This window comes from Caballeronia sp. HLA56 (assembly GCF_054655155.1).
The window spans coordinates 1,452,279-1,466,415 of record NZ_BAAHOB010000005.1 but is presented as its reverse complement, the minus strand read 5'-3'; the positions used below and the strand labels follow the sequence as shown (position 1 = coordinate 1,466,415).

Genomic DNA, 14,137 nt, shown 5'->3' with positions numbered 1-14,137 from the left:
ATCGAGGACAACAAGCCATGCAAGAACAACACACCTCACGTTTTGCAGCGGACCGCGCGCACGATATCGTGTGCCTCGGCCGCCTCGCGGTCGATCTCTACGCGCAACAGGTCGGCGCGCGGCTCGAAGACGTCGCGACGTTTGCGAAGTATCTCGGCGGGTCGTCGGCGAATATCGCGTTCGGTTGCGCGCGGTTGGGGCTCAAGTCGTCGATGCTCGCGCGCGTCGGCAACGATCACATGGGACGCTTTCTCGTCGAAACACTCGCGGGCGAAGGCTGCGATGTGAGCCACGTGCGCACGGACTTCGAGCGTCTCACCGCGCTCGTGCTGCTCGGCATAAAAGATCGCGATACCTTTCCGCTCGTGTTCTATCGCGAGAATTGCGCCGACATGGCCGTGGACGAAAACGATTTCGACGAAGCGTATATCGCCTCGTCGAAGGCATTGCTCATCACGGGCACGCACTTCTCCACGGAACAGGTGAATCGCACGAGCCGCCGCGCGCTCGAATACGCGCGCCGAAACAACGTGCGCACGATTCTCGACATCGATTATCGGCCGGTGCTGTGGGGTCTGACAGGCAAGGCCGACGGCGAAACGCGCTTCGTCGCCGATGAAAGCGTCACCGCGCATTTGCTGCATATCCTGCCGCTGATCGATCTCGCGATCGGCACGGAAGAAGAGTTCCAGATTGCGGGCGGCAAGGACGATCTGATCGATGCGCTCGCCACGGTTCGTACCGTTACTCATGCCACGCTCGTCGTGAAGCGCGGGCCGCTCGGCTGCTCGATCATCGAAGGCGCGGTGCCCGCTTCCATCGACGATGCGCCCATTCATGGCGGCGTCGAAGTCGAAGTGCTCAACGTGCTCGGCGCGGGCGATGCGTTCGCGTCCGGCTTCCTCTCGGGCTGGCTGCGCGACGAATCGCTCGAAGCGTGCGCGCGCGCGGCAAATGCGTGCGGCGCGCTCGTCGTTTCGCGTCACGGCTGCGCGCCCGCCATGCCCACGCCCGAGGAACTCGTGTACTTCCTCGCGGCCGCAAAAGAAGACCCGGCACGCATGCGCCGTCCGGATCGCGATGCAAGCCTCGCGCGTCTGCATCGCGTGAGCCCCAGGCGCAAGCAATGGGACGAAGTGCTCGGCTTCGCGTTCGATCATCGCAACCAGTTTTTCGAGCTGGCGCAGCAGACCGGCGCAAACGAAACGCGCATTGCGAAGCTGAAGGGTCTTTTCGTCGATGCCGTCGCGAAGACGGAAGAAGAACGCGGACTGGCCGGCCGTATCGGCGTATTGATCGACGACCGCTACGGACAGGATGCGCTCAATGCCGCGACTGGCCGCGGCTGGTGGATTGGCCGTCCGGTCGAGTTGCCGGGCTCGATGCCGCTCGTGTTCGATCACGGCCGCGACGTCGGCACGACGCTCGTCGAATGGCCGCGCGAGCATATCGCGAAGTGTCTCGTGCACTATCACCCCGATCATCCGCATGACGTGCGCCTCGAACAGGAAGCGCAACTGCGCGCGCTCTACGATGCGACACAGGCGAGCGGCAATGAACTGCTGCTCGAAGTGATCGTGCCGAAGAACGGAGCGCCCGTGGAGGACGACACGGCGTATCGCGCATTGAAGCGCCTCTACAACCTCGGCATCTATCCCGAATGGTGGAAGCTCGAACCGATGAGCGCACAGCAATGGCAGGCCGTCGATGCGCTGATTGCCGAGCGCGATCCGTATTGCCGCGGCGTCGTGCTACTCGGGCTCTCGGCGGCGGTCGATCAGTTGCGCGATGGCTTCAAGGCGGCGGCATCGTCCAAAACGTGCAAGGGCTTCACGGTCGGACGCACCATCTTTCACGAGCCGAGCCGCGCATGGCTCGCGGGCGAAATCGGCGACGACGAGTTGATCGCGCGCGTTCGCCACACGTTCGAAACGCTGATTTCCGCATGGCGCGAGGCGCGCGCGTCGCTGAATGCCGTGCAGCCAAGACAGGAGCAAGCAGCATGAATCAGCACGCTACCATCCGGCTGACCACCGCGCAGGCGCTCGTGCGCTATCTCGCCGCGCTGCGCACGGAAAGCGGCGAGGCGCTCTTCGGCGGCGTCTTCGCAATTTTCGGGCACGGCAATGTCGCGGGCATCGGCGAGGCGTTGTATCGGCATCGCGAGGAATTGCCGACGTATCGCGCGCACAACGAGCAAGCCATGGCGCATAGCGCGATCGCGTTTGCGAAGGCGCGTATGCGGCGCCGCATGATGGCTGTCACGACGTCCATCGGGCCGGGCGCCACCAATCTCGTGACGGCGGCCGCGCTCGCGCATGTGAACCGGCTGCCGGTGCTGCTTCTGCCGGGCGACATCTTCGTGTCGCGCGCGCCCGATCCGGTTCTGCAACAAGTCGAGGACGCACACGACGGCGGCGTTTCCGCGAACGATGCCTTGAAGGCCGTATCGCGCTATTTCGATCGCATCGTGCATCCGGCGCAGTTGTTGAGCGCGTTGCCGCGCGCGATCCGCGTGCTTACCGATGCCGCGCTCTGCGGTCCCGTCACGCTCGCGCTGCCGCAGGACGTGCAGGCGATGGCCTACGACTATCCCGCTTCGTTCTTCGAGCCGCGTGTGGTCGAGTTCCATGCGAGCGCGCCGTCACCGCATGAAATCGCGCGCGCCGCAGCGGCCTTGCGCGAGTCGCGCGAACCGCTGATCGTCTCGGGCGGCGGCGTGCTGTACGGCCTCGCCGCCGACGCGTTGCGCGCCTTCGCGCACAAGCATGGCGTGCCCGTCGCGGAAACGCAGGCAGGCAAAGGCGCGCTCGCTTGGGACGACGCCCTGAACGCGGGCGGAATCGGCGTGACGGGCGCGGCATCGGCGAATGAACTCGCGCAATCGAGCGATTGCGTGCTCGCGGTCGGCACGCGCTTGCAGGACTTCACCACGGGATCGAACACGCTCTTTGCGCATGCGCAACTCGTTTCGATCAACGCCAATTCTTTCGATGCCCTGAAGCAAGACGCGCTGAGCGTCGAAGCCGATGCACGCCTCGCACTCGATGCGCTTTCCGAAGCGCTCGGCGACTGGCGCGCGTCGTCGCAATGGACCACGCGCGCCAAACGTCTCGCCGACGACTGGCGCGAGACCGTCGCGCACGTGACGAACACGCCCGTCGCCGACAACGCCTTGCCGCGCGAAGCGGATGTCATTGGCGCGGTGCAGCGCTCGAAAGCCGATTCGCCGGCTGACGATATCGTCGTGTGCGCGGCGGGCACCTTGCCGGCCGACCTGCAGAAGCTGTGGCGCACGAGCGCGCCGGGCGGCTATCACGTCGAATACGGTTATTCGTGCATGGGCTACGAGATCGCGGGCGGTCTGGGCGCGAAGCTCGCGCGGCCGGAGCGCGAGGTGATCGTGATCGTCGGCGACGGCAGCTATCTCATGATGAACAGCGAGTTGGCGAGCTCCGTCATGCTCGGCGCGAAGCTGATCGTCGTGTTGCTCGACAATCGCGGCTATGGCTGCATCAACCGTTTGCAACAGGCATGCGGCGGTGCGCCCTTCAACAACCTGATCGACGACTGCAAGCAAGGCCCGCTCGGCGCACCGACCATCGATTTCGCGATGCACGCGCGTGCGCTCGGCGCGTTGTCGGAGCATGTGGCGAGCATCGACGACTTGCAGACCGCGATGCAACGCGCGCGCGCCGCCGAGCGCAGCTACCTCATCTCCATCGACACCGACCCCGCGCGCACGACCGACGAAGGCGGATGGTGGTGGGAAGTCGCGGTGCCCGAGGTATCGGATCGCGATGCGGTCTTGTCGGCGCGCGAGCGTTACGAGCGCGCGTTGAAAGCACGCAGCGATGGCAACTCTATCTAGGACCGCGCACATGTCTCTGCACGTACGGATCGGAATCAATCCCTTGTCGTGGATGAACGACGATTTGCCATCGCTCGGCGGCGAGACGCCCTTGTCCGTCGCGCTGACCGAAGGCCGGCGGATCGGTTACGAAGGCTTCGAACTCGGCAACAAGTTTCCGCGCGAGCCGCAGGCGCTCAAGAAGCTGCTGGCGCAATACGACCTTGCGCTGGTGTCGGGCTGGTACTCGGGCAGACTCGCCGAGCGCAACGCGGAAGAAGAGATCGAAGCCGTGGGTGCCCATCTCGACTTGCTCGCGCAAAACGGCGCGAAGGTGATGGTCTATGGCGAAGTGGCGAATTCCATTCAAGGCGCGCCGCGCCCGCTCTATCAGCGCCCGCGTTTCTTTGCGGATGCGCAGTGGCAACAGTATGCCGAGCGGCTGAATCGTTTCGCGGAATACACGCTGTCACGAGGCGTTCGGGTCGCCTATCATCATCACATGGGCGCGTATGTGGAGACGCCCGCGGACGTCGACCGTCTGATGGCGGAGACCAACGACGCGGTGGGCCTTCTTTTCGATGCGGGCCACATCACCTTCGCGGGCGGCGACGCATTGACCACGCTGCGCAAGCATATTGCGCGCGTGTGCCATGTGCATTGCAAGGACGTGCGCCCGGAGATCGTGAAGCTGGCGCGCAATCGCAACTGGAGTTTTCTCGATGCGGTCATCAACGGCGCCTTCACCGTGCCGGGCGATGGCGCGGTGGATTATCCCGGCATCGTCGCGTGTCTGGCCGAGCATGATTACGACGGCTGGCTCGTCGTGGAAGCGGAGCAGGACCCGGTGATCGCGCGGAGTTACGAGTATGCCGACAAGGGTTATCGCACGTTGCGCACACTTGTCGATGCCACATTCAAGGAGACGGCATGAGCCTGTTAGTGAAGGCATCGCGCGAAGGCCAGACGATCGCGCGTGTGACACCGGAATCCGCTGGCTGGAAGCATGTCGGCTTCGCGGCGTACCGGCTGGAAGAAGGTGAAGTGCTGCATGTCTACGACGCCGGGCGCGAAAGCTGCATCGTCGTGCTGACGGGCACGGTGAGCGTCGAGGCGGGCGACGAGCACTGGCAGTCCATCGGCTCGCGCGACAGTGTGTTCGAAGACGCCGCGCCCTATGCCGTCTACGTACCGCCGAAGCTCGCCGCAATCGTGCGGGCGGAGCGCGAAACGGAACTCGGTGTGGCGAGCGCGCCGGCGACGGGCGTGTATCCGCCGCGACTCATCGAGCCCTCGCAAATGAAGCGTTCGACGCGCGGCAAGAACGCGAATACGCGACACGTGTGCGATATTCTTCCGCAGACCGAGGCCGCCGAGTCGTTACTCGTGGTCGAAGTGCGTACGCCGAGCGGCCATGCGTCGAGCTATCCGCCGCACAAGCACGATCAGGACAACGTGCCTGTCGAAAGTTCGCTGGAGGAGACTTATTACCATCGGCTGAATCCGCCGCAGGGCTTTGCGTTTCAGCGTGTTTATACCGACGAGCGCGATCTCGACGAAACCCTGGCGGTGGAGAACCGCGACGTGGTGATGGTGCCGCGTGGGTATCATCCGGTCGTCGTGCCTTATGGCTACGATAATTATTATCTCAACGTAATGGCGGGCGATAAGCGCACGTGGCACTTTAAAAACGATCCGAAGCATGAGTGGATCGTGGAGCGGGATAGCAAGGAGTGAGCTAACCCACCGACAGCCATTCTCGCTGCACATCGGCACGTGTTTCCAGCTCCCCCAACGCCCCGTCGAACTGAACCGCGCCGTGCCCCATCACCGCGACGCGCGCATCGAGCATGCGCGCGATCGTCAGGCGCTCTTCGATCAGCAGTATGGCCACGCCGCGTTCGCGCAGACCCGCGAGGCAGGCCGCCACTTGCGTCAGCACTTGCGGCGCGAGCCCTTCGCCGGGTTCGTCGATGACCACCAACGACGGATCGCCCGCCAGCGTTCTCGCCAGCGCCAGCATTTGCTGTTCGCCGCCCGACAACGCGCCGGCCTTCACTCGCGCGCGCTCCCGCAATACGGGGAAGAGGCGATAAGCATCGTCCACACTGAAGCGCGTGCCCGGACGCTCGCCCAGCACGAGATTCTCGCGCACGCTCAAGCCCGGAAACACATCGCGCGTTTCAGGCACGTAGCCAATTCCCATGCGCGCGATGCGAAACGGCCGCAGCCCGACGAGCGATGCATCGCGAAACCGCATCTCGCCCTCGCAGCGCACGAGGCCCATGATGGACTTCGCGAGCGTCGAGCGCCCCGAACCATTGCGGCCCACGAGCGCGACGATCTCGCCTTCGGCTATCGACAGGTTCACGCCGTGCAGTACCTGTGCCGCGCCATGCCACGCGTGCAGATCGTGGATACGCAATAAGGCGCTCATCGCGATTCCCCCAGATACGCCTCGCGCACCACGCGATCGTCGCGAATCGCCGCAGGCGTGCCGGTGGCGATCACGCGCCCCTGAACCAGCACGGAGATGCGATCCGCGAGGCCGAACACCGCGTCCATGTCGTGCTCGATGACGACGAGCGTGCGCCCTTGCGTCGTCGCCCGAATCAGCGCCAGCGCGCGCGATGCCTCCGCGCGGTTCATCCCCGCCGTGGGTTCGTCGAGGAGAATGAGCGGCGCATCGGTGGCAAGCGCGATGCCTAGATCGAGCGCGCGCTGTTCCGCATACGTGAGCCGTGCGGCGGGTACGTCGGCGTGAGCGGCCAGGCCGATGGCATCTAGCATGGCGCGGGCGCGGTCTTCGAGCGCGCGCGACGGCAGCCAGCGATCGATCCTGCGCGAGGAAGCCGAGCCCAACGCCGCACAACGCAGATTGTCGAGCACGCTCAAGCCGGTGAAGACGCTCGTCGTCTGGAAGCTGCGCGCAAGCACTCGGCTAATGCGTTGCGGCGCGCGACCGGTGATGTCGATACCGATCGCCACGATGCGCCCTTCGTCGGGTTTGGTGCGCCCGGAAATGGTGTCGAAGAGCGTGGACTTGCCTGCGCCGTTCGGGCCGATAAGCGCATGACGTTCGCCGCTTTGCACTTGCAGATCGATACCGCGCAGAACGCGCGTCGGACCGAACCGTTTCGCGATGCCGTGCAATTCGAGGGCGATGGTCATGGCGTGTACCCTTTGCGACTGGCGGCAAACATCGCCCTGAAGCGCTCGCCGAACTCACGCGGTTCAAGACCCATGTTCATCGCACGCCCCGCGCCCGTCGATCGATCCACGCGAGCCCAACGCCGACCGCCAAGCAAGGCAACGCGATCCACCAAACGCCGTGCGGCAACGCGCTTGCATCCGCTTGTCGCGCATAGAGCGTCTCCACCGCGATGACCACGGCCGCACCGAACGCCAGCGTGCTCGACATGGCATACATGGTCGAACGAAGCGGGCGCGTGCGCATGCGCGTGAAGAAGCCAGCGACGCCATCGGGCGCCGCGACGATCACCCACACGAAGCACAGTCCGAGATACATCGGCCAGGCAGCGGACACGCTCGCCACCGCCACGCTGAAAAACGTGAGCAGCACCGCCCCGGAAATCGGCCCAAAGAAGCTTCCGGTCCCGCCGATGACCGTCGCCACCAGCACACTCGTCGATCTCGCAAGCCCGACGCTTTCCGCCGATGCCAGTTCGACATTCACGAGCGACAACACGCCTGCAATGCCCGCGAAGAACGCGGATACGACGAGCATCGTGAAGCGCACGCGCCGTGGCGACGCGCCTATCGCCGCCGCGCGCACGGGATTGTCGCGCACGGCGTTGGCGAGGCGACAAAGCGGCGTGCGAGAGAACGCGAACATCGCGCAAGCCGACACGACACACCAGCACGCGATCAACGCATACGCCTGCCGCAACGGGCCGAATGTCCATCCGAAGAGCGCAGCGCCGCTCGCGCGATCGATCGCCACGCCACCCTCGCCGCCGAACCAGCCCGGCACGAGCCAGACGCTTGCCGCAACCAATTCGCCGATGCCTAGCGTGATCATCGCGAAAGCCGTGCCGCCGCGTTGCGTCGAGATCGCGCCGAAGACGATGGCCGCGAGCACCGCAAAGCATCCGCCGATCAATGGCAGCAATGGCAACGGCACGCCAAAGCGATTGAACACATGCGCGGCGGCGAAAGCGCCGAACCCCGCATAAACCGCGTGACCGAAGGAAAGCAAGCCCGTCTGCCCGAGCAGCAAGTTGTACGAGAGCGCGAAAACGATGAGCGTCGCCGTCTGCGCGAGATACGCAAGCAGCCAGGATCGATCGAAGCAAAGCGGCGGTATCGCAAGCGCCGCGACGAGTGCGAGCCACGGCGCGAGGGACTTAAGCATCGCGCGTCTCTTCACCGAAGAGTCCGCGTGGACGCGCCGCCAGCATCGCGACGAGCAACAGGTACGGCAGCACGGGCGCGAGTTGCGCGACGGTGAGCGCGGCCCAAGCGTCCGGCAAACGCACGCCGAACCAGGCAGCAATGCTCCCCGCCGATGCCGTCGTGCCCACGGCGAATGTCTGCACGCAGCCGATCAAGAGCGACGCGACGAGCGCCCCCGAAAGCGAGCCCAGCCCGCCGATGACCACGACGACGAACACGATGGGACCGACGGCATCGGCCATCGACGGTTCGAGCACGGCAAGCGGCGCGCCGATCACGCCCGCGAGCGCCGCCAGCGCCGTGCCGGCGGCGAACACCGTCGTGAAGACGCGCGGGACATCGTGGCCGAGCGTTTCGACGGTCGCGGAATGCGTGAGCGCCGCGCGCACCACGAGCCCCGTCTTCGATACGCGCAACACGACATGCAACGCGCCGAGCATGAGGATGGCAAGCAGCATCATGAACACGCGATAGCGTGGAAATGCGGCGCCGTACCAGGTGAAGAGCGGCCCGTCGAGCACGGAGGGAATCGTCGCGGGCAACGGTCCGAGCCCCCATACGAGCTTCACGCCCTCGCCTATCACGATGGCCGCGCCGAACGTGAGCAGCAACTCGGCGAGCGCGCCGCGCGCATGCACGCGCTTGAGCAGATAGCGCTCGAACAACGCCCCCGCGCAGCCGACGATCAAAGGCGCCACGACGAGTGCCAGCCAGAATCCGCCATACGAAGCCAGCGCCTGACCGACATACGCGCCGAGCATATAGAAGCTCGCGTGCGCGAAGTTGAGCACGCCGAGCATCGAGAAGATGAGCGTGAGGCCCGCACAGAGCATGAAGAGCAGCAGCCCGACGCTCACGCCGTTGAGCAGGCTCACGCTGAACCACTGAAGCACGGAACAATCCTCAAGCGTTGACGAGCGGCTTCAAGGCATCGACGAGACGCTCGGGCAAAGGCACCGGCCGGCGCGTCATGCGGTTCACATAGACATGCACGAAATGGCCCTGCGCCGCCGCGCTCTTTGAGCCTTGCGTGAAGATGCCGACCTCGTAGCGCACGCTCGTCGTGCCGAGCTTTTCCACGCGCAAGCCCGCATCGATCAGATCGGGAAACGAAACCGACTCGAAAAAATTGCAGCGCGTTTCCACGACGAGCCCGATCGTCTCGCCGCCCGCGAAGTCGAGCACGCCCGAGCGCAGCAGATACTCGTTCACGACGGTATCGAAGTAGCTGTAGTAGACGACGTTGTTGATATGACCATAGACATCGTTGTCGGACCAGCGCGTGCTGATGGTAAGGAAGTGCGGATAGTCCGCGCGGCGCGTGGGTTGCGGTTTGCTCATCGTCGGCGGCGGCTGCATCAGCGGTTGATCGCTGCGAGTGCGCGGACTTCGTCGGCGAAGCGCTCGACGGTGTCCTCGCGCGTGTCCCATGCGCACATCAGGCGGCAGCCGCCCGACCCGATGAACTGATAGAACTTCCAGCCTTTCGCGCGCAAGGCGGTGGCGACGTGCGGCGGCAATTCCGCGAACACCGCGTTCGATTCCGGCTTGAAGAGCACCTGTACGCCAGGAATATTCGCGAGACGCTCGGCCATCGATTGCGCCATTGAGTTGGCGTGACGCGCGTTGCGCAGCCAGACATCGTTATCGAGCAAGCCGAGCCACGGCGCGGAGATGAAGCGCATTTTCGATGCAAGCTGCCCCGCTTGCTTCAGCCGGTAAGCAAAGTCCACGGCAAGCGCCTTGTCGAAAAACACGACCGCTTCGCCGACCGGCAAGCCGTTCTTGGTGCCGCCGAAGCACAGCACGTCGACGCCCGCGCGCCACGTAATCTCCGACGGATGCACGCCGAGCGTGGCGACCGCGTTGGCGAAACGCGCGCCATCCATATGCACGGTCAGATGCCGCCGCTTGGCGATGGCCGCAATCGCGCGCACTTCCTCGACGGTATAGACCGTGCCCACTTCCGTCGATTGCGTGAGCGAGACGACTTTCGGCTTCGGATAATGGATATCGGCGCGTCGGGTGACGAGTTCCTCGATCGCATCGGGCGTGAGCTTGCCGTTCTCGCCCTTGGCGGTCAGAAGCTTGGAGCCGCCGGAGAAGAATTCGGGGCCGCCGCACTCGTCGGTTTCGATATGCGCGAGCTCGTGGCAAATGACCGAGTGATACGACTGGCACAGCGACGCCAGCGCAAGCGAATTGGCCGCCGTGCCATTGAAGACGAAGAAGACTTCGCAGTCGGTCTGGAACAGATCGCGGATGCGGTCGCACACGCGCGCGGTCCAGGAATCGTCGCCGTAAGCAGGTTCGTGGCCGCTGGTGTTGGCCTTGACGAGCGCATCGAGCGCTTCGGGGCAGATACCCGCGTAATTGTCGGAGGCGAAGTGCTGGATGGATTCGTTCGGCGCGGTCATGGAATTCGCTGGAAGACTGGTAGAAGGCGCTGCACGAGCTTCGTGACCCGGGACGAGTGAAGATCGCGTGGTCGCCATCGTTGCGTGCCGTGCAAGCAGTCCGCTCATTTTATCCGCATCGCGCCGTGCATGATTCGAATGCGATTGAGCGATAGATCGTGTGCCGCGCCCGTTCTAATCGCGCGACACTTAGGATACCGACGGGCAGCGTCGAACGATTGCGCTATCGGTCTTGATTGCGCGTTGCCGCTACGAGCATCGACGACGTGGTGCCGTCAGCGCGCCGCTCCAATTCAACATGTCATCTGACGATAAAGCGCGCCACCGAAGCCGGCGACGCGCTTTATGGCGTAAACAATAACTTGGGTCGAAGCTGCGCTTACTTCGCTGTCGTGCCGCTGGCGGCGTTGGCTTGCTGCGCGGCCTTGTCCTTCTTGTTCGCTTCGTGATGGCCGATCGCGCAGCCACCCGCCGCGCCCACCACGCCGTGCTTGCCCGCGACGTGTCCCGCCACGCCGCCGACTGCCGCGCCTTCGAGACATCCCTTGGCCTGTGCTGCGCCCGTGGCGGCGATCATTGCGCCAGCCAGCACGATCGATGCAATCTTGTGGTTCATGTTTGTTCTCCCCTTTTGGTTGAAAGTACCGGAGAAGATGCACGAGATGTGCCTGACAGGCTGTAATGAAAAACGGCCCGGTGACTTTCGCCGACCGGACCGTTTTAAGCACTTCCACCGCGCTTTAAAGCTGCTGCTGCACCCAGCCTGTCACGCCTGCGAGTGCGGCCGGCAGCTTGGCCGGTTCCGTGCCGCCCGCCTGCGCCATGTCGGGACGGCCGCCGCCCTTTCCGCCCACTTGCTGCGCGACGAAGTTGACGAGCTCGCCCGCCTTGACCTTCTTCGATGCATCCGCCGTCACGCCCGCGATGAGGCTGACCTTGCCGCCTTCGACGGAAGCCAGCACGATAGCCGCGCTCTTGAGCTTGTCCTTCAGCTTGTCGACGGTTTCGCGCAGCGTCTTCACGTCCGCGCCTTCGAGTTGCGCGGCGAGCACTTGAACGCCCGCGACATCGACGGCTTGCGAAACGAGTTCATCGCCCTGGCTCGATGCGAGCTTCGACTTGAGCGCGCCCAGTTCCCTCTCCAGCGACTTCACGTGCTCCTGAACCTGCGCGATACGCTGCGTGAGTTCGGACGGTTGTGCCTTGAGGGCGCCCGCCGCCGCGTTGATACGCTGATCCAGCTCCTGCACATAGCGCACGGCATTGTCGCCCGTGATGGCTTCGACACGGCGAATGCCCGCCGCCACGCCGCCTTCCATCACGATCTTGAAGAGGCCGATGTCGCCCGTGCGCTGCACGTGTGTGCCGCCGCAGAGTTCGCGCGAAAAGCCCAGGTCCAGCACGCGCACCGTGTCGCCGTACTTCTCGCCGAAGAGCGCCATGGCGCCGCCCTTCACCGCTTCGTCGTAAGACATGACGCGCACGACGCCCGGCGCGTTCGCAAGCACTTCCTGATTGACGATCTGCTCGACGCGGCGGATCTCGTCGTCCGTCATCGGCGCGTTGTGTGCGAAGTCGAAGCGCGTCTTGTCGGCGTCGACGAGCGAGCCTTTCTGCTGCACATGACCGCCGAGCACTTCGCGCAACGCCTTGTGCATCAAGTGCGTGGACGAGTGATTGCGTGCGGTGCGCGCGCGGCGGATGGCGTCGATCTGCGCCTTCACCACGTCGCCGACCTTGAGCGTGCCCTGCTCCACCGTGCCGTGGTGGCCGACGACATCGGCCTGAACCTTGAGCGTGTCTGCCACCGCGAAGCGCGCGGAGGCATTCGCGAGCACGCCCTGATCGCCCACCTGACCGCCGGATTCCGCATAGAACGGCGTGTGATCGAGCACGACGACCGCTTGCTGGCCCGCTTGCGCCTCGTTCACCGACGCGCCCTCCACATAAAGCGCGATGACTTTCGCGTCGTCGAAGATTTCCTTCTCGTAGCCGTGGAACGTGGTCTTGGCGCCCGAGTATTCGAGGCCGGCCGCGAGCTTGAACTTGCCCGCCGCGCGCGCCTGATCGCGCTGACGCGCCATGGCGTCGTCGAAGGCGGGTTCGTCCACCGTCACGCCGCGTTCGCGGCATACGTCGGCCGTGAGATCGAGCGGGAAACCGTAGGTATCGTGCAGCTTGAACGCGAGTTCGCCGTCCAGTTGCTTCACGCCCTTCTTGTCGAGTTCGGCCAGTTCGCCTTCGAGAATCGACATGCCGTGCTCGATGGTCTCGAAGAAGCGCTCTTCTTCCTGGCGCAGCACATCGGTGACGCGCTGTTGAGCATCGACAAGTTCGGGGTAAGCCGCGCCCATTTCCGCGACGAGGTCCGGCACGAGCTTGTGGAAGAACGAGCCGCGCCGGCCGAGTTTGTAGCCATGACGAATGGCGCGGCGCACGATACGGCGCAGCACGTAACCGCGGCCTTCGTTGCCGGGAATCACGCCATCGACGATCAGGAACGAGCACGCGCGGATATGGTCGGCAATGACCTTCAGCGAGTTGTTTTCCAGATCGGCCGTATGGGTCTCGCGGCCCGCGGCCTTGATGAGCGTCTGAAAGAGGTCGATCTCGTAGTTGCTGTGCACGTGCTGCAGCACGGCGGCGAGACGTTCGAGGCCCATGCCGGTATCGACGCACTGCTTGGGCAGCGGCGTCATGTTGCCTTGCGCGTCGCGGTTGAACTGCATGAACACGAGATTCCAGATCTCGATGAAGCGGTCGCCGTCTTCCTCCGGCGATCCCGGCGGGCCGCCCCAGATTTCCGGACCGTGGTCGTAGAACACTTCGGAGCACGGACCGCACGGGCCGGTGTCGGCCATTTGCCAGAAGTTGTCGGATGCGTAGCGCGCGCCCTTGTTGTCGCCGATGCGGATGATGCGTTCCGCCGGCACGCCGATTTCCTTTTCCCAGATGGCGTACGCTTCGTCGTCTTCCTGATAGACCGTGACGGTGAGCTTTTCCGGCGGCAGCATGTAGACCTTCGTCAACAGCTCCCAGCAGTAGTGGATGGCGTCGCGCTTGAAGTAGTCGCCGAACGAGAAGTTGCCGAGCATCTCGAAGAACGTGTGATGCCGCGCCGTGTAGCCGACGTTCTCCAGATCGTTATGCTTGCCGCCCGCGCGCACGCTGCGCTGCGCGGTGGTTGCGCGCGAGTACGGCCGCGCTTCGGCACCGAGGAACACGTCCTTGAACTGGACCATGCCCGAGTTGGTGAAGAGCAGCGTCGGGTCGTTGCCCGGCACGAGGCTCGACGAACGGACGATCGTATGTCCCTTCGATTCGAAAAACTTCAGAAATTTCTCGCGTATTTCGGCGGCTTTCATGGCGTACGGGGCGTTTTGCGTGTTCTGCTGGTTTTCTGACGAAGCCTTGGTAAAGCCCGTTTGAAGCCCTTCTGATGCGGGTTTCGGCA

Annotated in this window: 12 protein-coding genes; 4 read left to right on the top strand and 8 right to left on the bottom strand. The window is 64.4% G+C overall.

Going from position 1 to position 14,137, the window contains the following annotated elements:
- Positions 1-17 precede the first annotated feature (17 nt).
- The 4 genes from ACYQ47_RS26450 to iolB are packed head-to-tail and all read left to right on the top strand — an operon-like array spanning position 18 to position 5,587.
- Complete coding sequence (locus ACYQ47_RS26450; protein WP_459907696.1) at positions 18-2,006, top strand: bifunctional 5-dehydro-2-deoxygluconokinase/5-dehydro-2-deoxyphosphogluconate aldolase; 1,989 nt, start codon at positions 18-20, stop codon at positions 2,004-2,006.
- Positions 2,003-3,871: a 3D-(3,5/4)-trihydroxycyclohexane-1,2-dione acylhydrolase (decyclizing) gene (gene iolD, locus ACYQ47_RS26445; protein ID WP_459907694.1), complete on the top strand. Its 1,869-nt coding sequence runs from the start codon at positions 2,003-2,005 to the stop codon at positions 3,869-3,871. Before ACYQ47_RS26450 ends, iolD begins: the two co-directional genes overlap by 4 nt.
- Before the next feature lie 10 nt (positions 3,872-3,881).
- A complete protein-coding gene (gene iolE, locus ACYQ47_RS26440; RefSeq protein ID WP_459907692.1) occupies positions 3,882-4,784 on the top strand; it encodes a myo-inosose-2 dehydratase in 903 nt (300 codons plus the stop codon).
- Complete coding sequence (iolB, locus tag ACYQ47_RS26435; RefSeq protein ID WP_250465222.1) at positions 4,781-5,587, top strand: 5-deoxy-glucuronate isomerase; 807 nt, start codon at positions 4,781-4,783, stop codon at positions 5,585-5,587. The genes iolE and iolB overlap by 4 nt, the downstream gene beginning before the upstream one ends.
- 1 nt (position 5,588) lies before the next feature.
- On the opposite strand, the gene ACYQ47_RS26430 is transcribed toward iolB, so the two are convergent.
- The 8 genes from ACYQ47_RS26430 to alaS form a co-directional block, all read right to left on the bottom strand.
- Positions 5,589-6,287 carry an ABC transporter ATP-binding protein gene (locus ACYQ47_RS26430; RefSeq protein WP_459907689.1) on the bottom strand — a complete coding sequence of 233 codons (699 nt, stop codon included), beginning with the start codon at positions 6,285-6,287 and terminating at the stop codon, positions 5,589-5,591.
- Complete coding sequence (locus ACYQ47_RS26425; RefSeq protein WP_459907687.1) at positions 6,284-7,021, bottom strand: ABC transporter ATP-binding protein; 738 nt, start codon at positions 7,019-7,021, stop codon at positions 6,284-6,286. The genes ACYQ47_RS26430 and ACYQ47_RS26425 overlap by 4 nt, the downstream gene beginning before the upstream one ends.
- Positions 7,022-7,097: 76 nt before the next feature.
- Positions 7,098-8,225, bottom strand: coding sequence for a branched-chain amino acid ABC transporter permease (locus tag ACYQ47_RS26420; RefSeq protein WP_459907685.1), 1,128 nt, complete (start codon positions 8,223-8,225; stop codon positions 7,098-7,100).
- Positions 8,218-9,099, bottom strand: coding sequence for a branched-chain amino acid ABC transporter permease (locus ACYQ47_RS26415; protein ID WP_459909325.1), 882 nt, complete (start codon positions 9,097-9,099; stop codon positions 8,218-8,220). The genes ACYQ47_RS26420 and ACYQ47_RS26415 overlap by 8 nt, the downstream gene beginning before the upstream one ends.
- A 70-nt stretch (positions 9,100-9,169) precedes the next feature.
- Entirely contained in the window at positions 9,170-9,607 is a 438-nt protein-coding gene (locus ACYQ47_RS26410; protein ID WP_459907683.1) for an acyl-CoA thioesterase, read from the bottom strand.
- Between the two features lie 17 nt (positions 9,608-9,624).
- Complete coding sequence (locus ACYQ47_RS26405) at positions 9,625-10,662, bottom strand: threonine aldolase family protein (RefSeq protein WP_459909323.1); 1,038 nt, start codon at positions 10,660-10,662, stop codon at positions 9,625-9,627.
- 400 nt (positions 10,663-11,062) lie between these two features.
- Entirely contained in the window at positions 11,063-11,299 is a 237-nt protein-coding gene (locus ACYQ47_RS26400; RefSeq protein WP_244825693.1) for a hypothetical protein, read from the bottom strand.
- 124 nt (positions 11,300-11,423) lie between these two features.
- The gene (gene alaS / locus ACYQ47_RS26395; RefSeq protein WP_250465226.1) at positions 11,424-14,048 is read right to left on the bottom strand and encodes an alanine--tRNA ligase; all 2,625 of its coding nucleotides are present in this window, start codon (positions 14,046-14,048) and stop codon (positions 11,424-11,426) included.
- Between the last annotated feature and the right edge of the window lie 89 nt (positions 14,049-14,137).

Bases quoted from the DNA above. Each gene is read 5' to 3' on its own strand.
- ACYQ47_RS26425 (WP_459907687.1), bottom strand. From the start codon at position 7,021: ATGACCATCGCCCTCGAATTGCACGGCATCGCGAAACGGTTCGGTCCG.
- ACYQ47_RS26420 (WP_459907685.1), bottom strand. From the start codon at position 8,225: ATGCTTAAGTCCCTCGCGCCGTGGCTCGCACTCGTCGCGGCGCTTGCG.
- ACYQ47_RS26400 (WP_244825693.1), bottom strand. From the start codon at position 11,299: ATGAACCACAAGATTGCATCGATCGTGCTGGCTGGCGCAATGATCGCC.
- alaS (WP_250465226.1), bottom strand. From the start codon at position 14,048: ATGAAAGCCGCCGAAATACGCGAGAAATTTCTGAAGTTTTTCGAATCG.
- ACYQ47_RS26410 (WP_459907683.1), bottom strand. From the start codon at position 9,607: ATGAGCAAACCGCAACCCACGCGCCGCGCGGACTATCCGCACTTCCTT.
- ACYQ47_RS26450 (WP_459907696.1), top strand. From the start codon at position 18: ATGCAAGAACAACACACCTCACGTTTTGCAGCGGACCGCGCGCACGAT.
- ACYQ47_RS26415 (WP_459909325.1), bottom strand. From the start codon at position 9,099: ATGCTCTGTGCGGGCCTCACGCTCATCTTCTCGATGCTCGGCGTGCTC.
- iolD (WP_459907694.1), top strand. From the start codon at position 2,003: ATGAATCAGCACGCTACCATCCGGCTGACCACCGCGCAGGCGCTCGTG.
- iolB (WP_250465222.1), top strand. From the start codon at position 4,781: ATGAGCCTGTTAGTGAAGGCATCGCGCGAAGGCCAGACGATCGCGCGT.
- iolE (WP_459907692.1), top strand. From the start codon at position 3,882: ATGTCTCTGCACGTACGGATCGGAATCAATCCCTTGTCGTGGATGAAC.
- ACYQ47_RS26430 (WP_459907689.1), bottom strand. From the start codon at position 6,287: ATGAGCGCCTTATTGCGTATCCACGATCTGCACGCGTGGCATGGCGCG.